Below are 19,820 nucleotides of genomic sequence, written 5' to 3' on the forward strand. Positions count from 1 at the left end.
GGAGATGCCCCCATGCCCACGACAGGCAGCCCACCCCCGGCGCATCCGACCCCTGGCGCTCCCCGCCGACGCCGTACCGTGCTGGCCGCCGGTGCACTGGCGGCGACGGTCGGCGCGGCACTGGTCACCGTCGCCGTCGCGCCGCCGGCGCTGGCCGCCGGTGAGACCGTGAACGTCCACCTGACCACCACGTCCGACTCCGGCGGCCGGGTCGTGACCCGCGGCCTCCAGCAGCAGCCCTCCGTGAGCTTCGCCGCGAGCAGCCCCGCCGCCACGCACACGATCACGGTCGACGAGAACGTCCGCTACCAGCAGTTCGTCGGCGGCGGCGCGTCGATCACCGACACGACGGCGTACCTGCTGCGGGGCGGGCCGGTCAGCGCCGCCACCCGCGACGCGGTGATGCGCCGGCTGTTCCACCCGGTCGACGGCATCGGCCTGTCGTTCGTGCGCAACCCGATCGGGGCCTCGGACCTGTCCCGGCCGGGCCACGTCTCCCTGGACGACACCTGCTGCGACCTCAGTGACTTCGGCGCCAACGGATACGACACCAACGTGCGGCTGCTGACCCAGCAGGCCAAGCAGCTCAACCCGCAGCTTCGGGTCAAGGGCGTGCCGTGGAGCGCGCCGGGCTGGATGAAGGACAACGGCCGGATGGACCAGATGGGCTGGCTGAAGTGGGAGTACTACCCCATGTACGCCCAGTACCTGGTCAAGTACGTCCAGTCGTACCAGGCGGCCGGCGTGCCGGTGGACTACGTCTCGGTGCAGAACGAGCCGAACTGCTGCCAGGCCTCCAACCCGACCGCCATGAACTACCCCGGCATGTCCTGGAACCCCTCCGGGCTGGTGGAGTTCACCAAGAACCACGTGTACCCGGCGTTCCGCGCCGCGGGGATCAACACCAAGGTCATCCACTTCGACTGGAACTACGGCGACTACGCGAATTTCGGCGCGCAGATCGTGGCCGACACCGCGCTGCGCACCGACCCGCTGTCGGCCGGCATCGGATGGCACGACTACTTCGGCAGCCCCTCGGTGGGCGGTCAGGTGCACGACCAGTATCCGTCGATGACGCAGTTCAACACCGAGCACTCCGGCGGGACCTGGGTTTCCAACCAGCACAACGAGGACATGGGCGACATCATCGAGCACGCCCGCAACTGGTCCAGCGCAGAAGTGAAATGGAGCATCGCGCTCAACCAGAACATGGGCCCGCACAACGGCGGCTGCGGCACGTGCACCGGCCTGGTCACCGTCCAGGAGGGCGGCAGCCGCGCAGGTCAGGTGGACTACACCATCGAGTACTACACGATGGGCCACCTGACCAAGTTCGTGAAGCCGGGCGCCCGCCGCATCGACTCCACCAACACCGCCGTACAGAACGTCGCGTACCTCAATCCCGACGGCTCCAAGGCCCTGATCGCCCACAACGGCGGCACCGGCGCCCAGTCGATCCGAGTGGTCTGGGGCGGCCAGTCCTTCACCTACACCCTGCCCGCCCGTACCTCGGCGACGTTCACCTGGTCGGGCACGCAGTCCGGCGGCGGCGCCACCGGCCAGATCACCGGCCTGGGCGGCAAGTGCGTCGACGTCGCCGGCGCAGGCACGGCCAACGGCACGCCCGTGCAGCTCTACACCTGCAACGGCACCGACGCCCAGCGGTGGACCCGCGGGGCCGACGGCACGCTGCGGGCGCTGGGCAAGTGCCTGGACGTGGCCGGGCCCAGCACCGCGGACGGCGCGCAGACGCACCTGTGGGACTGCCACGGCGGCGCCTCCCAGCAGTGGACCCACACGGCCGGCCGCGACCTGGTGAACGCGTACGCCGGCAAATGCCTGGACGCGACCGGCAACAGCTCCGCCGACGGCACCCGGCTGCAGATCTGGACCTGCACCGGCGGCGCCAACCAGAAATGGACCGCCCCCGGATAACACCGATTCCGCCGGTCGGCAAGTCTTGACGACAATGCTTTCACGACATAATTTCACGTCGCATATTAAGGTCCGATCCCAATTCGTCCGCCCCGTCGTGAACGCCGACCGGAAATCGTCGTCCCAGGCTCCGCCACGACCGGTCCACCGCATGCGGCCGGACCGGTCATGACGGTGAACGAACACCCGTCCATCCGAGGAGACCGCCTTATGGGCATCCGGAGAATTCCCCGAGCCAGACGCCGAACGGCCCGCACGGTGATGGCCGCCGTGGCCGCCGTGGCCGCCGTGGCCGGGCCGCTGGTCGCCGTGCCGGCGGCGCCGTCCGCCGCCGAGACGACGCCGGTGTACCTGAACGCCAAGATGCCGGTGGAACGCAGGGTGGCCGACCTGCTCGGCCGGATGACCCTGGAGGAGAAGATCGGCCAGATGACCCAGGCCGAGCGGGCCGCGGTCACCGACGACCCCACCAAGGTCGCCACGCAGCGTCTCGGCTCGCTGCTGTCGGGAGGCGGATCGGTCCCGGCCGACAACACCCCCGCCGGCTGGGTCAGGATGGTCAACACGTTCCAGGAGCAGGCGCTCCAGACCCGGTTGAAGATCCCGCTGATCTACGGGATCGACGCCGTGCACGGGCACGGCAACGTGCACGGGGCGACGATCTTCCCGCACAACGTCGGGCTGGGCGCCACCCGCGACCCGCGGCTGGTGGAGCGGATCGGCCGGGCCACCGCCGAGGAGGTCCGCGCGACCGGCATCCCGTGGAACTTCTCCCCGTGCCTGTGCGTGTCGCGTGACGAACGGTGGGGCCGCAGCTACGAGAGCTTCGGCGAGGACCCGGCCCTGGTGTCGAGGATGTCGACCATCGCCGAGGGGTTGCAGGGCGGGCGGCTGGGCCGTGACGGCCGCGTCCTGGCCACCGTCAAGCACTTCGCCGGTGACGGCGGCACCCGCTACGACGCCTCCGTCGCCGAGGCGAACGAGGGCAAGCCCTGGTGGGAGCAGAAGTACACGATCGACCAGGGCGTCACGGTGACCAGCCGGGCCGACTTCTACCGGCTGCACGTCGCCCCCTACCTGCCCGCGCTGAAGGCCCATCGGGTCGGCAGCGTGATGCCGTCCTTCTCCAGCGTGGACTGGACCGAGGACGGCGTCGGGAACCCGATCAAGATGCACGCCAACCGGGAGCTGCTGACCGACCTGCTCAAGGGCCGGCTGGGCTTCAAGGGGTTCGTCATCTCCGACTGGGAGGGCATCCATCAGATCCCCGACCCCGGCGAGCCGGACAACACCGGGCTGACCGCCTACAAGGTCCGCACCGCGGTCAACGCCGGCATCGACATGTTCATGCAGCCCAACAACGCCCCCCAGTTCCAGCAACTGCTGCTGGCGGAGGTCCAGGCCGGGCGGGTCCCGCAGGCGCGCGTCGACGACGCCGTCCGCCGCATCCTGACCGCCAAGTTCCAGCTCGGGCTGTTCGAACGCCCGTACGCCACCCTCGATGACGTCGACCAGGTCGGCAGCGCCGCCCATCGGGCGCTGGGGCGTGAGGCCGTCGCCAAGTCGCAGGTGCTGCTGAAGAACACCGGCGGCGCCCTCCCGCTCGACAGCGACGCCTCGGTGTACGTCGCCGGCCGCAACGCCGACGACATCGGCAACCAGGCCGGCGGCTGGACGATGACCTGGCAGGGCGAGTCCGGCGACATCATCCCCGGCACCACCATCCTGGAGGGCATCCGCGAGGTCGCCCCCAAGGCGAAGATCACCTACAGCCAGGACGCCTCCGCACCCGTCGAGGGAGCGGACGTGGGCGTCGTGGTCGTCGGCGAGACCCCCTACGCCGAGGGCTACGGCGACGTCGGCGGCCCCGAATGCGGCTGGTGCAGCACCCCGCAGCAGGAGCAGAAGTCCCTCACCCTGCAACCCGCCGACCAGGCCGTCGTCGACAAGGTCTGCGCCGCCGTCGACAAGTGCGTCGTCCTGGTGGTCTCCGGTCGCCCGCAGATCGTCGCCGACCCGCACGGCCGCATCGACGCCCTGGTGGCCTCCTGGCTGCCGGGCAGTGAGGGAGCGGGCGTCGCCGACGTCCTGTTCGGCAGGCGCCCCTTCACCGGCCGCCTCCCGGTGTCCTGGCCCGCCACCGCCGACCAGGTCCCGATCAACGTCGGTGACGCCGACTACCGCCCGCAGTACCCCTTCGGCTGGGGCCTGCGCACCGGCACCCGCCACGGCGACGCCGCCGCCCGCGCCCTCGACAAGGCCCAGGCCGCGGTGATCGCAGGCCGCGCCCCGGCCGACTGGGCCCGGCTCATCGCCGACGCCGACCACGCCCTCCTGACCGGCGACCGTGACCGAGCCCTCAAACTCCTGGCCCAGGTCAGCAGGTAACCCCACCCGCCGCCGTGGACGCCGCTCGAGCGTCCACGGCGGCTTCGTCGCGTCCGGCGGAGGGGCGCCGCGGTGTCCCGGCCATCGGGCCGGGCATGGCCACCGCCTCGCGCCGCACGGAAACGAAGCGGCGACCGGCATGGGGTGGGACCCCCGCCGGTCGCCGCCGGAGGGTGCCTGCCGGATCCATGTGCGGAAGACGATCCGGCCGGCACTCCGCCTCGTCAGGTCACGGGGTGCCCTGGAGGAGGGGCGACGGCACCCGTGCGGCCACCGGCGGGAGCTGCGTGCCGGTCGCCCTGGTGACCTGCTTGGCCAGGACACTGGCGTCCGCGCGGCCCCGGACCTTGCGCGCCCCCGGGGCGGCGTCGGCGAACGGCTGGATGTCACCGACGCAGACCGTGCCCGCGGCGGGCAGGGTGCCCTGCACCAGGTAGCGGTCGACCGCGTTCGTCACGCACGCCGAGGTCCCGTAGGCCGTGTGCCCCCAGCTGTCGCTGGACAGCAGGCGGCTGTTCGGCAGCAGCTTGTTGGACGACACCGCGTCGTTGTAGTTGGTGGCGGGGTCCCAGTAGTTGCCCACGAACAGGACGGGCTTGGCGGTGCGCCGGTTGAACGGCCCCGTGTAAGCGTCCTCGTCACGCACCGTCCAGGAGTTGCCGGCGCACTGGACGGTGCTCCAGGCCCATGCCCGGCCGAAGTAGGGCGCGCGCTTGTCGGACGCCGCGGTGAGCCTGGGCCACGCGCCGGCGTCCTTCGGGTGCAGGGCGTCGGTGCAGGTGACCCCGCTGAACGCCTCGAGGCCGTTGTCGTAGGGGAAGTCGCGTCCGATGACCCGCTGCGCGGCCTGCCGTGCCTGCTTCTCCTTGGCGCGCCGGTCCCGGAGCCGGGCGGCCAGGGCCTGCCTGGCGGTGTTCGCCCGGGCGGCGGACACCGTCTGGGCGGGCGAGCTGGCGACCCAGACGTCGGTGAGGTCCTGGTCGACGATCTGGTAGCCGTCGGGGGCGTACAGGTCGCCGAGCAGCCAGCTCACGAGGGTGGCGTAGGTGACCTCGAGGCCGTCGCCGAGGTCGGCCGGCTCGGCCTTCAGCCGCTTGGCCAGGACGTCCATGTTCTTCACCGGGTCGCCGTACCTGGCGAAGGAGCACTTGGCCGGACCCGCCTTGCCGCAGCGGACCAGGATCTCGCGCAGCGCCTTGAACGCGCCGTCGGCCGAGTACAGCCGGTCGTCCAGGATCTGGCCGGCGGTCTTCTTGGTGCCCACCCACGAGACCGGGTTGATGACGCCGTCCACGGCCACGGCGCGCACCCGGTCGGGGAACATGTTGGCGTAGTACTGGCCCAGCGCGGTGCCGTAACTGAAGCCCAGGTACGACAGCTTCTTGTCGCCGACCGCGCGCCGCAGCACGTCCATGTCCCGGGCCGCCTCGGCGGTCGACATGGAGCCCGCCAGCGGCTTGCCGGTGGTGGAGCAGCCCTTGCCCACCGCCTTGGCCGACTTGATGAAGGCTGCCTCCTCCTTCTGGCCGATCGGGAAGGGCACGTCGAAGCCGGCGTAGGCGAGCGCCTGGTCCTTGGGGGACTTGAAGCACTTGATGTTGGCGCTGAAACCGATGCCGCGCGGGTCGAAGCCGACGATGTCGAACCGGTCCAGCACCTCCTTGCCGAGGAAGTACTGCGCCTGGTACGCCATGGCGGTGCCCTGGCCGCCGGGGCCGCCCGGGTTGACGAACAGGCTGCCGATGCGCTTCTTGGGGTTGCGGGCCTTGACGCGCAGCACCGCGATCTCGGTGGTGGCGCCCTTCGGGTTGTCGTAGTCCAGCGGCAGCCGCACGGTGGCGCACTCGGCGCCCTCGTAGCACTCGTACCAGCCGAGCTTCGGCGCGGGCACGCGGTCGACGCGCTTCTTCTCGGCCGGACTGGTCACGTCACCGGCGGGAGCCTGGAGCGTCGGCACGCCCGCGGGGGCGCCCGGCGCGGCCATGGCCGTGCCGGGCACGATCGGCGCGACCATCAGGCCGCCGAGGCCGATCGCGAGCATCCGGTGTCTGAGGCGCATGCAGCTTCCCTTTCTGGGGGGTCGAGGAGGGAGAACCCTTTGACGGGGAGCGGTTCGCCGCATTGATCGTGTTCTGCGGCCTGGTCAGTTTCCTCAGCCGCCGATGCGGAATGCGCCATACGCCGGGATGGTGTGCAGTGGCCAAAGATCGGCCGAAAGGAGGATGCGCGCGCCTGCCGGTCCGCCGCCGAAAACGCCGCGCCCCGGCCGTGAACAGGCAATTCACGGCCGGTCCGCGCGCGGGAAGGACCAGGGACGCGACGCCGCCGAGACCACCGCCGTCGTGACCGGTTGTGGCCGGACGAACGACGGCGGCATCGATCCGCCGGTCGCCGGTGCGGATCTCATGACCGGCGACCGGCGGCATGAACGGCGAAATGCCGTGAAGCCGTTCATGCGCGGCACCGCCGTCGCGCTCCCCGGACTGCGGGGCGGAATGCGCCGGGTGATGGCGGGGAAGAGGAGGGACGTTCAGGGGGTGGGATGAGCAGGAATCCGGAGCTGGCAGGGTTGCTGGCGGCGGTCGAGGACGCCTCGCCGGTCGAGGCGATCGACGTGGTGGCCGGCTTCCTGGGCGAGCGGCTGGGGGCGGTGTCGGCCTCCTTCCTGTTCGTGGATGTCCTGGGCCAGGAACTGGTACGGCTGGCGGGCGGCCAGGACGACGAGGACGCCGAGAACAGTGAGGAAGGGCGGCGGGCCGAGCGCATCGAGCTGGCCGGCAGCGTCTACGACCGGGTGATGCGCACGCAGCGGCCGTACCGGGAACCGGCCGGGGACGGCGGGCAGCGGATGATCGCGCCGGTCACCAACCGCGGCGACGCCATCGGCGTGCTGGAGCTGACCCTGCCCCACGCCGACGAGCACGATGAGGAGGCGTTGCGGGAGGTCGGCGAGGTGGCCCATGCGCTGGCCTACGTCATCGTCACCGATCGCCGCTTCACCGATCTGTACCACTGGGGCTGGCGCACCACCCCGATCAGCCTGGCCTCGGAGATCCAGTACCAGTTGCTGCCCTCGGCCCCCTGCTGTGAGGCGGCGCAGTTCACCGTCGCCGCCGCCCTGGTGCCCGCCGACAGCATCGGCGGCGACACCTACGACTACATCCTGGACCGCGACACCCTGCACCTGTCCATCACCGACGCCATGGGCCACGACGTGGACTCCGCGCTGCTGGCCACGTTGCTGGTCGGCGCCCTGCGCAGCGCCCGCCGCGACGGCTGCGACATCATCGAACAGGCCCGGCAGGGCGACCGGGCGCTGGCCGAGCACGGCCGCGGCGGCATGGCCACCGGGCAGTTGCTGCGCATCGGCCTGTCCGACGGCGGCTGCCGGCTGGTCAACGCCGGGCATCCCCGGCCGCTGCGGCTGCGCGAAGGAAGGGTGCAGGAGATCCCCCTGGAGGTGGACCTGCCCTTCGGGGTCTCCTCACTCGGCTCCGACAACCCCTACCGCGTCCAGGACCTGGACCTGCGCGCCGGCGACCGGCTGATCCTGCTCACCGACGGCATGCAGGAACGCAACGCCGACGCCCTCGACCTGCCCGCCCTCGTCCGCGACACCACCGGCCTGCACCCCCGCGAAGCCGTCCGCGCCCTGAGCATGGAGGTCCGCAGAGCCTGCGACGACAGCCTCCAGGACGACGCCACCGTCATGTGCCTGGACTGGTACGGCACCCGCGCCGACCAGCGCCGGACGAGTGCCGGCGCCGACACCGGCAAGGCCACCGACTGACCGGCCGTCCGTTTCTCCGGTTCACGGCTGGAGATCACGTGTGTCATCGGGGGGTCCTCTCGAAAAGGGGATGGGAAGGTGCCGAGCCGCGCGGCGCGGTCAGTCGGTGGCCGACGATCCGGTGACGTCGAGGCGGTATTCGTTGATGCGGTGGTGCAGCCGGAACCCCAGGTGGCGGTTGACGGCCAGCAGGGCGGTGTCGTGCCCGGGGTTGTCGGTGGCGATCTGGGTGACCTGTGGGTACTGGTCGTACAGCAGGCGCAGCATCGCCGCCTTGACCCACAGGTCCAGTCCCAGGCCGTGGTGGCCGTCGGCCGGTGGGCGGTCGTGCTGGGTCGCGTGGGGGCCGCGGCCCGTGGGGACCACCACCTCGGTGCAGCCGACGACCTTGCGGCCGTGCTCGGCGGCGACCGTCAGCAGCACGTCGCCCGGGACGGCGTCCTGGCGGCCGGGCGCGGCGATCCGCGCCGTCTCGGTCAGCCGGTAGCCCGGATGCTCGACCGCGACCATCTCGTCCAGCCAGCCCGGATGCACCTGGCGCAGCGACAGCAGCAGATGGTGCAGCGTGCGCAGGCGGGTCAGACCGCGCCGCAGGCAGAACGCGTCGCCGGGCCCGCCCACGGGCACGGCCGCGATGACGCGGTGCAGGCCGCGGGCGCGCGCCTCGGCGGTCAGCGCGGTCACCAGCCGGTCGCCGACGCCGCGGCGCCGATGGGCCGGGTGGACGTGCACCTGCGCGCGTCCCGTGACGGTGATGGACGGCAGGCGCAGCACCGCCAGTCCCACGACCCGGCCCGCGCGGGCGGCCGTCCAGACGACCGTCTCTCCGGCGGTCAGCTGGGCATGGAACCGGCCGGGGGCCGCGGGCGCGGTGCCGGGCGCGTCCTGGGCCATGGACGCGGCGACCACCGCGTGCCAGACCCGCACGCGCGGCCCGTCCGGCTCCTCGGCCGCCGGGTCGACCCGGGTGATGCGCACTCGCGTCGGCCAGGACCGGACGTCGTCAGCGGCCTTCGTCATGCCCGGTACGCCGGGACCGCGTCGCCGGTCTGGTGCGCCCGGCTCTCCTCCGTCAGGCCCGCCTTCTTCAACGCCGGGCCGGCGATGCCCGCCCCTGAGATCAACACCCGCTCGGTCATGTCACTCCGTAGTCGCTGGACGGCCCTGCGGGGCCGGTGATGCCGCCTGGTCCCGACCGCTCCCGGTGCGGCCGGCCAGTGGCGCGCCGATCGCCGACCGCAGGTCAGCGCGCCGAGAGCGCCTGTCAAAAGGCTGGCGGGACGGCCGCCGCCGAACAACGGCGATGTCGGCAAGGCAGCGTTGCCCGACGGGTCATCGATGCGGATTGTGTCAACGCAGCGATGACCGTTAGGTTCACGATCGGGGGGTTCATGGAGCTTCGGGACATCGAGATCTTCTTGGCGCTGGCCGAGGAGCTGCACTTCGGCCGTACCGCCGAGCGGCTGCACATCACCCCGTCCCGGGTCAGCCACGTCATCAAGAAGCTCGAGCGCCGCATCGGCGGGCCGCTGTTCGAGCGCACCTCCCGCACGGTCCGCCTCACCCCGCTGGGCGAGCGGCTCAGGAACGACCTCCACCCGCACTACCAGGGGTTGCAGGAGGGCGTGAAGCGGGCCGTGCTCGCCGCCCGCCAGAAGACCGAGGTGCTGCGGATCGGCATGATCGGCGGCGGCAACGCCCAGGACCTCCGCCTGTTCCTGGAGACCTTCGCCGACCGGAACCCCGGCACCGAACTGCAGATCCGCAGCATGGCCTTCGGTCACCCGTTCGGGCCGCTGCGCAACGGCGAGGTCGACATCGCGATCCTCTGGCTCCCCGTCAGGGAGCCCGACCTGACCGTCGGGCCCGTCCTGTTCACCGAGCCGATCGTGCTCTGCGTCCCGGCCGGCCATCCTTTTGCGGGCAGGGAGTCGGTCTCCTACGAGGACCTCGCCGACCAGGTCATCATCGACACCGCCATGCCCCGGTACTGGAGCGAGGCGGTCGTCCCCTCCCGCACGCCCAGCGGCCGCCCGATCACGGTGGGGCCCAAGGCCGACGACATCCTCCAGGTGATCGCGGTGGTCGCCTCCGGTGAGGCGGTGGTCCCCGTGCACGCCCAGACCGCGCGCTATTTCAACCGGCCCGACATCGCCTACGTGCCCATCCATGACGCGCCCCTGGCCCACTGGGCGCTCATCTGGCGCGGCGACAACGAAACCGACGCCGTCAACCGCTTCGCCCAGGTCGTGTCCGACCTCGGCCCCCTGGCCCTGTAACAGCCGACAGATCACGACGGCCTGCTCACCGGGCACACCGCCACGAGCCAGGACGGACCGTGGACGTGATCACACCGGCGGCGGAACGCGTTCTACGCCCGTTTGCGCAGGTCAGAGAGGTGTGAGAGCCCCCGGCCGGGTTCGAACCGGCGACCTGCCGCTTACAAGGCGGCTGCTCTGGCCAGCTGAGCTACAGGGGCTGGGCTCGTGCCGAAGGCCACAATACCGCCGCGGCGGGGGCGGGCGCTGCGGGGTTTTGCGGCAGTGATCGCTTACGTGGTGACCGTCACGTGGCTGGAGGGACTTTTGTTACCGGTGAGTACGGCATCCTGGGGCGGGTGAAAGCCAAGTCTTTGCTGGCCCTGACCGGAGCGGTCGGGGGAACGCTCGCCGCCGCCGGAGTGGTCTTCGTGTTGCTCGACGGGGACCCCGAGACCGCCGACCGGGCCGCCCCCGGGGTGCCGGGGGTGACAGGGGAGACCAGGGAGATCGCCGAGGTCCTGGTGGACAGCGGGGCCACCGGCTGCCGGGGGGACCGCGGCCGGGTGGAGTGCCGGTTCAGCGACCGGTACGTGGCCGCCGAGGTGGTCGATCCCCGGCTCGGGGTGACCGTCGACTCGATGCTGCCGGGGTGGAAGACCGGGGCCGCGCAGGCGTCGACCGGGGACCGCGGCCCGTTCGCCGTGCTCTACGGCGGGACCTGGCTGGTCACCGGACCGGAGGCGTTCGTGGAGGAGGTCCAGGAGCGCCTGCAGGGGCGGATCGTCTACTGCGACCGGCCTTACGGGGCCTGTTACTGACATCACGTCACCGGTTGTGACCAGGGACTGACGGCCGGGGCAAAAGGGGTGCCGGTGTCCCGTACCGGGCCCGAATGCGCCGAGCGCCCGAGTCGGCGTGGGCGGCCGTGGCACAATGTTGGCCGCGCACGGGGGAACGCCCCGGACCGGACGGCCCGGACGGGCCCGTCCTCCGGCCCGGTGCGCGGACCACGTCCCGAACGAAGCCGTCCCCACGCCCAACGGCCGATGCCGCGAGGAGGTTGGTGCCGTGTCCCCCGCCGGCCGACGCCGACCGGAACCGACCGACGATCCCGGCGCGACCGGCGGCCCCTCCGGCGCCCCGCGGCACGCGGCGCGGGTCACCGCCGGGCTGACGTTCGTCACGCTGGTGGCGGCCGCGGTCGTTCCGGCGGCCGTGCTGCACCACCGCGAGCCGCCCCGGGAACGGCCCGGGTCGCGGCCCCCCGCGGCCGGCGCCCTGCGGGCCGCCGCCGCGCCGACCGACATGGTGCGCTCCCGCCAGTGGTACCTGAACGCGATGCGGGTGCCCCGGGCCTGGCGGTGGGGCAGGGGCCGGGACGTCACGGTGGCAGTGCTGGACACCGGCGTGGACGGCACCCACAAGGACCTGACCGGCCAGGTGATCGACGGCCCCGACTACACCGGCGGGAACCGGCAGCCCGGCGGCAGGTACTGGGGCGGGCACGGCACCGCGATGGCCGGGATCATCGCCGGGCACGGCAACGGTCCCGGCCAGTCCTCCGGGGTGATGGGCATCGCCCCCCGCGCCAAGGTGCTGTCCATCCGGGTGACCTGGGAGAACGACGACCCGCTGCGGCAGAACGGGAACCTGGCCGGGCAGAGCCGGGACGCCGTCGCCAAGGGCATCCGGTACGCGGTCGACAACGGCGCCGACATCATCAACATGTCGCTGGGCGGCGGGCGCGCGTTCTACAACGGCAACACCACCGAGGAGCAGGCCGTCCGGTACGCCCTGTCCAAGGGCGTGGTGCTGATCGCCTCGGCGGGCAACGACGGGTCCGGCCCCAACCGCAAGAACTTCCCGGCGGCCTACCCGGGCGTCATCGCGGTCGGCGCGCTCAACAAGAAGATGCGCCCCTGGGAGGACACCAACCGCAACTCGTACGTGTCGGTGTGCGCGCCCGGCGTCGACATCATCAGCCCCGCCCCCGGCGACAAGTACGTGCTCGGCACCGGCACCAGCCCCTCGTCGGCCATCGTCGCCGGGGTCGCCGCGCTGATCCGCGCCCGGTTCCCGCGGCTCACCCCCGACGAGGTGCGCCAGGCGCTGGTCCGCGGCGTCGTCCAGCGCGGCGAGCAGAGCGGGCAGGCCGCCACGGGCGCCCAGGTGTGCTCCGGTTCCCTGGACGCGCTGCGCGCCATGCAGGTCGCCGCCCAGATCAGCAAGGCCGCGCACGGCCCGGAGGCCACCGCCGAGCCCACCACCGCGCCCCCGGCGGCGACGGCCGAGCCGCCCGCCGAGGAGTCCGACACCCTGCTGTGGGCGGTGGTCGCCGGCGGCGGCGCGATGGTGGTCACGGGGCTGCTGCTGGGCTGGCGGCAGCGCCGCCGCTCCCGGGGCGAGGAGGAGGACGGGTTCGTCGCCGCGCCGCCCGAGCCGGTGGCCGCCGCCGAGCACGCCTGGCCCGCCGAGCCGCACGACCGCAGGGTCGCGCCCCTGGACTGGCCGGAACGCGAGGAGCCCGCCGAGTCCTGGCCGTCCGAACCCGCCGCCCCGCACGTCCCGACCTCCGACTCCGGCACGTGGATGCCGCAGCCCGACCTGCACCTGCCCCCGGCGGGCGAGGTCCCCGCGGGAACGCCCAACGGCAACGGCAACGGCCACCACCCCCTGGACCCGGAGAACCTGCGCCCCTACGACCCGGCGGGGGAGCCGGAGACCGAGTCCTTCCCCAGCGTCCACGCCCGCCCGCAGGCCGACGATCCCGTCCCCGGCTTCGGCGACGACCCCCTGTCCGGCAGCCCGTTCGGCGAGGAACGCGCCGTGCCCCGCGACGACGACGCCCCGCTGGACTTCGGCCGGGACGTCCCCGTGGTCCCCGAGAGCCGGCACCCCGAGCCGCCGTTCGCCCTGCCCGGCTTCGAGCCGCCCGCCGTGCCCGAGACGGGGACCGGGCCGGTGGACCCCGCCTCGCCCACCGCCCCGTTCCGCGCGGTGAACGACCAGGACCTGGCCTGGCCCGTCACCCGCCCCGAGGAGGACGACCCCGCCCCGGCCCTGCGCGCCGACGAGGACGACCTGGCCACCCGGGCGTTCCCGGCCGTCGACCCGGGGACGGCCCAGGAGGCCGACCGGCGCGGCGCGCGGCCCGAGGACGACGACCAGCGGCCGTCCTGGTGGTAGGCCCGCCCGGCCCGCTACCGCACCGGGCGTAGCCGCGAAGCCTCCGCCCGTACGACGACCCCGCCCCGGCCCCTCGCCGACCATCGCGGTACACGCACCGCAAGGCGAGGAGGTCGACGACCATGATGATCGCGATGACGGCCCACGGGCCGTGGGAGCAGGGGGGCCCGCCGGCGTTCTGGCCGGTCTTCCCGATCACGTTCGGGCTGCTGTGGCTGGCCGTGCTGGCCGCCGCCGGCTACCTGCTGTGGCGGCGGGCCTCGGCGCGCCCGGCCGCCCGCGCGCAGGACCCGCTGGCGGGCGCGCGCACGATCCTGGCGGAACGGTTCGCCCGCGGCGAGATCGACGAGGACGAGTACCACGTCCGCATGTCCGCCCTGCGCACGGAGCCCTGACCCGCGACGGCGGTGGCCGGGCCGGTGCGGGTCACCGGCCCGGCCGTCGTCACCGGGCGGGGGCGATCCGCACGTGGGCGCCCGGCGGCAGGTTCAGCCGCTGCGCCGCGTCCCCGGAGTTGACCGCCAGGGCCACGCACCCGGCCGAGTCCGCGTACGCGACCAGCTCGCCCGGCGGCACCGACCCGAAGGTGCGCTCGAACCGCACCGGCAGCTGCCGCTTGCCCAGCGACAGCAGCACCGACCCGCCCGGGCGCACGCCCAGCAGTTCCAGGTCGGCGGCCGGGACGGAGAGCTGGACGTTGCCGAACCGGTCGACGGTCAGCACCTCTCCCTCGACGGCGTCGTCCCGGATCCGCCGCATCGGCGTCGGCAGGGTCACCAGTTCCTCCGTCCGGAGGGGGGACCCCACCTTCGTGATGTCCAGCCCGTTCAGCAGGTGCGCCGCCACGGGGGTGAAGATGTCGCGCCCGTGGAACGTCGCCGACACCGGCCGCAGCCACAGGTCCTCGTTGGTCAGCTCGTAGGCGCGCACCCGGCCGTCACCGGCGGCCTCGTGCACCGCCCACGACAGCAGCCCGTTGTCGGGGCCCACGAACACCCGTTCCCCGGCCGCCACGGCGATGCCGCGGCGCCGCGTGCCGACCCCGGGGTCCACGACCGCCACGTGCACGCCGGGCGGAAGGTAGGGGACCGTCTGGGCCAGCACCGCCGCGCCCCGCCGCACGTCGCCCGGGGGCACCAGGTGGGTGATGTCGATGATGCGCACGTCGGGGCTGATCCGGGCCGCCACGCCGTGACACGCCGCGACGAACCCGTCCTCCAGCCCGTAGTCGGTGAGGAACGTCAGACACTGATATGCCGCCACGTGCTGAGAGCGTACGTCGCCCGGCGTTCCGGAGGAACGGCGGGAAGATGTCGGCGGGGCTCGTTAGCATGGCACCGCCGAAACCCGGACGACCGGGATCAAAGATCACAGAGGGGAACGATCCGTGCGGCCCGAGCGCATGGACGGGCCCTCTCGGGAGGGCGCCATGGACGACGGTTCGGCCCTGCGACCCGACGACCCCGCGGGCGAGGACCCCTTCCCGCCCGGGCCGCTGTCCGACCGCGACCGGCGGATCCTGGCCTTCGAACGCCAGTGGTGGAAGCACGCCGGCGCCAAGGAACAGGCCATCCGCGACGAGTTCGACATGTCGGCGACGCGGTACTACCAGCTGCTCAACATCCTGATCGACCATCCCGAGGCGCTGCGCCACGACCCGATGCTGGTCAAGCGGCTGCGCCGGATGCGGGCCCAGCGGCAGCGCCAGCGCGCCGCGCGCCGGTTCGGCATCCGCCCCTGAGGTGTCCGACACTGGGCGCATGACCGCACCATCGGTGAACTCCCGGACCGCCGCGGGCGGCGAGGCCCTGGCCGCGTTCCGCAAGGCCCCCGCCGACGCCGTCGTCGCCCTGGACTTCGACGGAACGCTCGCGCCCATCGTCGAGGACCCGACCGAGGCCCGCGCCCACCCCGGCGCGGCGCCCGCGCTGGCCCGGCTCGCCCCGCTGGTCGGCGCGGTCGTGATCGTCACCGGCCGGCCCGCCGCCCTCGCCGTCGAGTACGGCGGGTTCGCGGACGTGCCCGGCCTGCAGGTGCTGGGCCAGTACGGCCTGGAACGCTGGGCGGACGGGGAGCTGACCGTTCCCGAGCCGCCCCCCGGCGTGGCCGAGGCGCGCGCCAAGCTGCCCGCGATGCTCGAGGCGGCCGGCGCGCCCGAGGGCGTGCACATCGAGGACAAGCACCACGCCCTGGCCGTGCACACCCGCCGCTGCGCCGAGCCCCAGGTCGCCCTGGACCGGCTGCGCGGCCTGGTGGAGGCCCTCGCCGAACGCACCGGCCTGCACGTCGAGCCGGGCCGCTACGTCCTGGAGCTCCGCCCGCCCGGCATCGACAAGGGCCTGGCGCTGCGCGACTTCCTGGCCTCCCGCACGCCCTCGGCGGTCCTGTACGCGGGCGACGACCTGGGCGACCTGGCCGCCTACGCCGCCGTCGACGCCCTGCGCGCCGAAGGGGTCCCCGGCCTGAAGATCTGCAGCGGCTCCACCGAGGTCACCGCCCTGGCCGAGCAGGCCGACGTGGTGGTCGACGGCCCCGCCGGGGTGGTCGCCCTCCTCGAGGAGCTGGCGGCCTCCGTCTCCTGACCCGTTCCCCGGGCGCCCGGGACGGCGGGCGCTTGTCGCCCGGGTGAAGCTCCCGGTCCGGGCGTTTTGCGAACGCGCAGTGTTACTTACGGGTCAAATTGCGACAAACTAGGCGCATCGTCGAGTAACCGGAGCGGGAGCGAACGATGCCTGGTGAGGCTGTGCCGCTGAGGGCGGGAGATCCCCGGACGCTGGGGGGTTTCCACCTGATCGGTCGCCTTGCGGCCGGTGAGCGTGGGGCCGTCTACCTGGGCCGGGACCCCTCCGGCCGGGCCGTGACGATCCACCGGATCGCCTCGGGACCGCCCGCGCGCGTCGCCGACGTGGTCGCCAAGGCCCGCACGGTCGACTCGCCCTACGTGGCGCGGGTCCTGGCGGGCGACACCGAGGCCGACGGCGCGTACCTGGTGAGCGAACACGTACGGGGCGCGTCGCTGGCGGAGGCCGTCGGACGGCACGGCCCGTGCTCGGGGGAGGCGCTGCACCGGCTGGCGGCCGGCACGATCGAAGGGCTGGCCGCCGTCCACGAGGCCGGGCTGGTCCACGGCGGACTGAGGCCGGAGACGGTCCTGCTCGGCCCCCAGGGGCCCTGCGTCGCCGACTTCGCCCTGGACGCCCTGACCGGCCACGAGCCGGGGGTGCGGCGTCCCGCCTACAAGGCCCCCGAGCAGTTGTACGGCGGGGAGCTGACCGGCGCGGCGGACGTGTTCGCCTGGGCGGTCACGATGATCTACGCCTCCTGCGGACGGCACCCGTTCGGCCCGGACGACGATCCCGCCACCGTGACCCGCATCCTGCGGCACCAGCCCGACCCGGGCCGGATGTCCGGGCGGCTGCAGGAGATCGTGCTGCGCTGCCTGGTCAAGGACTCCCGGCTGCGGCCGTCCGCCGCCGACGTGGTGCGGTGGCTGCGGGAGGCCGGGCTGCCGCTGCCCGGCGCCTCCTCCCGCCGCACGGCCCCCGACCCGCTGCCGGCCGTCGCCCCCCGGCGTGAGACCCGCCCGCCGGAGAGCACCGTGGGGCCGGATCCGCGGGACGCCGGCGGCGTCGAGGTCCACATCGGCGGCCGTACGGCCCGCCGCCGGGCCCGCGGGGCCGCCCGCAGGCGGGCCGCGCGCCGCCGCAGCCTGCTCGCCGGGATGGCGGTCGGCGTGGTCGCGGCGGCCGCCCTGGTGTTCGTGTGGCGGAGCGCGGACTCCGTGCGCCCGTCCGGCCTGGTGGCGGGCGGCCCCACCGGGCAGGGACAGGTGACGCGGACCGGCCCGGCGGTGCAGATCTCCACCGCCCAGGGCGACCGTTACCGGCTGTCGGCGGTCGGCTGGGGCACCGAGCCGACCGTGCATTCGGCCTCCCCGGCGGACGGCACCTATCTCCATGCCGAGTACGTGCTCGGCAACCCGATGGACCGGGCGGTGCTGCTCGATCTCTACACCGCCGACGTGTTCGTCAAGCGGGACCTGCTGCCGGAGGACGCCCGCGGCCGGTGCATGTGGCAGAACGGCGTGCCCGAGGACATGTGCATGCCCCCGGCCCGGCCGCAGGTGACGACCCGGCTGTCCGGCGGCCCGCCGAGCGGCGGCGCGGACGGCGACCGCTACATGGCCCCCGGCGCCTCGTACGTGATCCGGGTGACCCTGGACGTGCCGGTCGAGCAGGACCCGCAGCCCGGCGACCTGCGGCTGTACGTGTGGAAGCCGGCCTACATGACCGACGCCCCGGTCAAGGAGGTGCCGTTCCCCCGCTGATCAGGGGCCGGTGACCTTGAGGGTGCGCAGGATGTCGTCGGTGACCTTGCGGCCGTCGACCTCCTTCACCCGGATCCACAGACCGAACCTGCGGTTCCGGTCGACCAGCCCGACCTCGGTGATCGACGGGGTGCCGGTGCGGCAGGCGGTGTAGCGGGTGACGGTGCCCGACAGGCTCCGGTCCGGGGCGGTGTAGTTCTCCGGCCGGCCCTTGGTGCACTGCTCGTGCTCGGAGAACGTCGGCGGCGGCAGCTTGCCCTGGGCGACGTCGGTGGTCAGCCCGATGAACACGCCGGGGGTCTTGGCGGCGCTGTCCAGGAACTGCTGGAACGTGCCCGGCGTGGCCCGCAGCACGGGCCTGGCCTGCGCGTCGGCCAGCCCCACCGTGGAGGGCTGCCAGGTCGTCGGCTGCGGCAGCCTGGCCCACGCCCTCGGCACCGACGCCCTGATCTTGCCGGACGGGTCGGCGACCGCGGTGAAGTCGGCCGGCAGCGTGGGCGTCGCGGGCCCGTCCGGCTCGTCGTCGCTGCCGATCTGCCCCAGCAGCAGCCCGCCGACCAGCGCGACCGCGACGATCCCGGCGCCGGTCGCCAGGGCGATCCAGCGTCCGCGCCCCTTGTTCTGCCCGTTCGGGGGCTGCGGCGCGGGCCCGGGGAAGGGCGTCCCGTGACCGGCGGCCGGGCCCGGACCCGGGGGAGGAGCCTGCGGCCTCGGCGGCTGCGGCCCCGGCGGGAACTGGTCCCGCGAGATCGCGATCGTGCGGTCCTCGCCCGGCTCCTCGGGCCCCGCCGTGCGGAAGCCCCCCTGCGGCGGATCGACCACCGTCTGGTCGCCCGCCGGAGGCTGCGGCCTGCGGCCTGCCTCGGGCATCGGCAGTTGGGCGGTGCTCCGCTCGTCGGGCTCGCCGGGCCGCGCGTCCTGCGGCCCCTGCGGCCCTTGCGGCCCCTGTGCCTGGGCGGCCCGCCGCCTGGCCGGATGAACGTCCGGAGTGGTCGGCGGCTCGGGCTCGACCGGCTCGCTCGGCGCGCGGTCCCGGGACGGCCGGGCGCCGCCCGGCCGCCCGCCGCGCTGCGACGGCGCGTTCTGGGCGCTCTGTGCGGGGCCGCCCGAGGTGACGGAGGCCCGCAGCGACGCCAGCGCCTCCGCGAACGCCTCCGCCGTCGGATACCGCCGTTCCCGATCGACCTCCATGGCGCGCAGGATCACCTGATCGAACTCCGGGGTGAGCTCCGCGCGCAGTTCGCTGGGCCGCTTCTTCACCGGCGCCGGGCCCGGGGCCTTGCCCGTCACCATGTGGTACGTCAGCGCGCCCAGCCCGTACACGTCCGCCCGCACGTCCAGCCCGCCGCCGAACCGCGCCTGCTCCGGCGACATGTACCCGGGCGTCCCCACCGGCAGGGTGAACGCCCCGGAGGCGTGCGCGATCGCCTTGGCCAGCCCCAGGTCCGCGATCAGCAGCCGTTCCCCGCCGTCGGGGGTGGACTGGAACAGCACGTTGGACGGCTTGAGGTCGCGGTGGATCACCCCGAGCCGGTTGATGACCTGCACGCCCCGGGCGATCTCCTCGGCCAGCGCCAGCGCGGTCGGCACGTCCAGCGGCCGCTGCCGCATCCGGTCGGCCAGCGTCCCCCGGTCGGCGTACGACATGACGAAGTAGGGCCGCCCGTCCGGCAGTTCGCCGATGTCGTGCACCCGGACCAGCCGTTCGGAGTCCGCCCGCCGCAGGATCCGCGCCTCTTCCAGGAACCGGTTGCGAACGTCGAGGTCATCCAGCAGGCTTCCGGACAGCACCTTGATCGCGACCGGGGCCTCCAGCGCGTCGTCGTGCCCCAGCCACACCGCGGCGAACGCCCCGGAGCCCAGGACGCGCTCGATTCGGTAACGGCCGACTGAAGACGGTATGGACACCCACGTATCATGCCCAACAAACGGG

General features: G+C 73.5%; 16 protein-coding genes and 1 tRNA gene. 11 read left to right on the top strand and 6 right to left on the bottom strand.

Going from position 1 to position 19,820, the window contains the following annotated elements; genetic code table 11:
• The first annotated feature begins 12 nt into the window (after positions 1-12).
• Together HNR21_RS10940 and HNR21_RS10945 are read left to right on the top strand one after the other, a co-directional pair.
• Entirely contained in the window at positions 13-1,935 is a 1,923-nt protein-coding gene (locus HNR21_RS10940; protein ID WP_182705107.1) for a lectin, read from the top strand.
• A 261-nt stretch (positions 1,936-2,196) separates the two neighbouring features.
• On the top strand, positions 2,197-4,323 hold the full coding sequence (locus HNR21_RS10945) for a glycoside hydrolase family 3 protein (RefSeq protein ID WP_246442084.1): 2,127 nt from the start codon (positions 2,197-2,199) through the stop codon (positions 4,321-4,323).
• 229 nt (positions 4,324-4,552) lie between these two features.
• Here the strand turns inward: HNR21_RS10945 and HNR21_RS10950 are convergent, their stop codons facing one another.
• A complete protein-coding gene (locus tag HNR21_RS10950) occupies positions 4,553-6,382 on the bottom strand; it encodes an alpha/beta hydrolase (protein WP_220500124.1) in 1,830 nt (609 codons plus the stop codon).
• 163 nt (positions 6,383-6,545) lie between these two features.
• Here HNR21_RS10950 and HNR21_RS10955 point away from each other — a divergent pair, with 163 nt between their 5' ends.
• Together HNR21_RS10955 and HNR21_RS10960 are read left to right on the top strand one after the other, a co-directional pair.
• Positions 6,546-6,869 (top strand): hypothetical protein, encoded by a 324-nt coding sequence (locus tag HNR21_RS10955; protein ID WP_182705109.1) that lies wholly within the window; start codon positions 6,546-6,548, stop codon positions 6,867-6,869.
• On the top strand, positions 6,866-8,113 hold the full coding sequence (locus HNR21_RS10960) for a PP2C family protein-serine/threonine phosphatase (protein ID WP_182705110.1): 1,248 nt from the start codon (positions 6,866-6,868) through the stop codon (positions 8,111-8,113). The genes HNR21_RS10955 and HNR21_RS10960 overlap by 4 nt, the downstream gene beginning before the upstream one ends.
• A gap of 99 nt (positions 8,114-8,212) precedes the next feature.
• Here HNR21_RS10960 and HNR21_RS10965 read toward each other — a convergent pair whose 3' ends face one another.
• Together HNR21_RS10965 and HNR21_RS35950 are read right to left on the bottom strand one after the other, a co-directional pair.
• Complete coding sequence (locus tag HNR21_RS10965) at positions 8,213-9,133, bottom strand: GNAT family N-acetyltransferase (protein WP_182705111.1); 921 nt, start codon at positions 9,131-9,133, stop codon at positions 8,213-8,215.
• Positions 9,130-9,252, bottom strand: a complete 123-nt coding sequence (locus tag HNR21_RS35950) for a hypothetical protein (protein WP_281402040.1) — start codon at positions 9,250-9,252, stop codon at positions 9,130-9,132. The genes HNR21_RS10965 and HNR21_RS35950 overlap by 4 nt, the downstream gene beginning before the upstream one ends.
• Positions 9,253-9,504: 252 nt before the next feature.
• Between HNR21_RS35950 and HNR21_RS10970 the strand changes: the two genes are divergently transcribed.
• Positions 9,505-10,392 (top strand): LysR family transcriptional regulator, encoded by an 888-nt coding sequence (locus tag HNR21_RS10970; protein ID WP_182705112.1) that lies wholly within the window; start codon positions 9,505-9,507, stop codon positions 10,390-10,392.
• Positions 10,393-10,518: 126 nt separating this feature from the next.
• On the opposite strand, the gene HNR21_RS10975 is transcribed toward HNR21_RS10970, so the two are convergent.
• Positions 10,519-10,592 (bottom strand) — tRNA-Thr (locus tag HNR21_RS10975).
• Positions 10,593-10,730: 138 nt separating this feature from the next.
• Here HNR21_RS10975 and HNR21_RS10980 point away from each other — a divergent pair.
• From HNR21_RS10980 to HNR21_RS10990, 3 genes are all read left to right on the top strand, one after another.
• Complete coding sequence (locus tag HNR21_RS10980) at positions 10,731-11,192, top strand: hypothetical protein (protein WP_182705113.1); 462 nt, start codon at positions 10,731-10,733, stop codon at positions 11,190-11,192.
• 250 nt (positions 11,193-11,442) lie between these two features.
• Positions 11,443-13,560, top strand: a complete 2,118-nt coding sequence (locus tag HNR21_RS10985) for a S8 family peptidase (protein WP_182705114.1) — start codon at positions 11,443-11,445, stop codon at positions 13,558-13,560.
• A gap of 122 nt (positions 13,561-13,682) precedes the next feature.
• On the top strand, positions 13,683-13,955 hold the full coding sequence (locus tag HNR21_RS10990) for an SHOCT domain-containing protein (RefSeq protein ID WP_220500125.1): 273 nt from the start codon (positions 13,683-13,685) through the stop codon (positions 13,953-13,955).
• A 49-nt stretch (positions 13,956-14,004) separates the two neighbouring features.
• On the opposite strand, the gene HNR21_RS10995 is transcribed toward HNR21_RS10990, so the two are convergent.
• Positions 14,005-14,823, bottom strand: a complete 819-nt coding sequence (locus tag HNR21_RS10995) for an SAM hydrolase/SAM-dependent halogenase family protein (RefSeq protein ID WP_182705115.1) — start codon at positions 14,821-14,823, stop codon at positions 14,005-14,007.
• 166 nt (positions 14,824-14,989) lie between these two features.
• Between HNR21_RS10995 and HNR21_RS11000 the strand changes: the two genes are divergently transcribed.
• The 3 genes from HNR21_RS11000 to HNR21_RS11010 all read left to right on the top strand — a co-directional run bounded on the left by HNR21_RS11000 (position 14,990) and on the right by HNR21_RS11010 (position 17,887).
• Entirely contained in the window at positions 14,990-15,301 is a 312-nt protein-coding gene (locus HNR21_RS11000; RefSeq protein ID WP_182705116.1) for a DUF3263 domain-containing protein, read from the top strand.
• Positions 15,302-15,320: 19 nt separating this feature from the next.
• A complete protein-coding gene (otsB, locus tag HNR21_RS11005; protein ID WP_182705117.1) occupies positions 15,321-16,142 on the top strand; it encodes a trehalose-phosphatase in 822 nt (273 codons plus the stop codon).
• A 146-nt stretch (positions 16,143-16,288) separates the two neighbouring features.
• Positions 16,289-17,887 (top strand): serine/threonine protein kinase, encoded by a 1,599-nt coding sequence (locus HNR21_RS11010; RefSeq protein WP_182705118.1) that lies wholly within the window; start codon positions 16,289-16,291, stop codon positions 17,885-17,887.
• Here the strand turns inward: HNR21_RS11010 and HNR21_RS11015 are convergent, their stop codons facing one another.
• Positions 17,888-19,795 (bottom strand): serine/threonine-protein kinase, encoded by a 1,908-nt coding sequence (locus tag HNR21_RS11015; RefSeq protein WP_182705119.1) that lies wholly within the window; start codon positions 19,793-19,795, stop codon positions 17,888-17,890.
• Between the last annotated feature and the right edge of the window lie 25 nt (positions 19,796-19,820).

Origin of the sequence: Thermomonospora cellulosilytica (assembly GCF_014138835.1) — a bacterium.
Classification (GTDB): Bacteria; Actinomycetota; Actinomycetes; order Streptosporangiales; family Streptosporangiaceae; genus Thermomonospora; species Thermomonospora amylolytica.

Bases quoted from the DNA above. Each gene is read 5' to 3' on its own strand.
- HNR21_RS10940 (WP_182705107.1), top strand. From the start codon at position 13: ATGCCCACGACAGGCAGCCCACCCCCGGCGCATCCGACCCCTGGCGCT.
- otsB (WP_182705117.1), top strand. From the start codon at position 15,321: ATGACCGCACCATCGGTGAACTCCCGGACCGCCGCGGGCGGCGAGGCC.
- HNR21_RS10950 (WP_220500124.1), bottom strand. From the start codon at position 6,382: ATGCGCCTCAGACACCGGATGCTCGCGATCGGCCTCGGCGGCCTGATG.
- HNR21_RS10990 (WP_220500125.1), top strand. From the start codon at position 13,683: ATGATGATCGCGATGACGGCCCACGGGCCGTGGGAGCAGGGGGGCCCG.
- HNR21_RS10955 (WP_182705109.1), top strand. From the start codon at position 6,546: ATGCGCGCGCCTGCCGGTCCGCCGCCGAAAACGCCGCGCCCCGGCCGT.
- HNR21_RS11010 (WP_182705118.1), top strand. From the start codon at position 16,289: ATGCCTGGTGAGGCTGTGCCGCTGAGGGCGGGAGATCCCCGGACGCTG.
- HNR21_RS35950 (WP_281402040.1), bottom strand. From the start codon at position 9,252: ATGACCGAGCGGGTGTTGATCTCAGGGGCGGGCATCGCCGGCCCGGCG.
- HNR21_RS11000 (WP_182705116.1), top strand. From the start codon at position 14,990: ATGGACGACGGTTCGGCCCTGCGACCCGACGACCCCGCGGGCGAGGAC.
- HNR21_RS10970 (WP_182705112.1), top strand. From the start codon at position 9,505: ATGGAGCTTCGGGACATCGAGATCTTCTTGGCGCTGGCCGAGGAGCTG.
- HNR21_RS10945 (WP_246442084.1), top strand. From the start codon at position 2,197: ATGGCCGCCGTGGCCGCCGTGGCCGCCGTGGCCGGGCCGCTGGTCGCC.
- HNR21_RS10965 (WP_182705111.1), bottom strand. From the start codon at position 9,133: ATGACGAAGGCCGCTGACGACGTCCGGTCCTGGCCGACGCGAGTGCGC.
- HNR21_RS10960 (WP_182705110.1), top strand. From the start codon at position 6,866: ATGAGCAGGAATCCGGAGCTGGCAGGGTTGCTGGCGGCGGTCGAGGAC.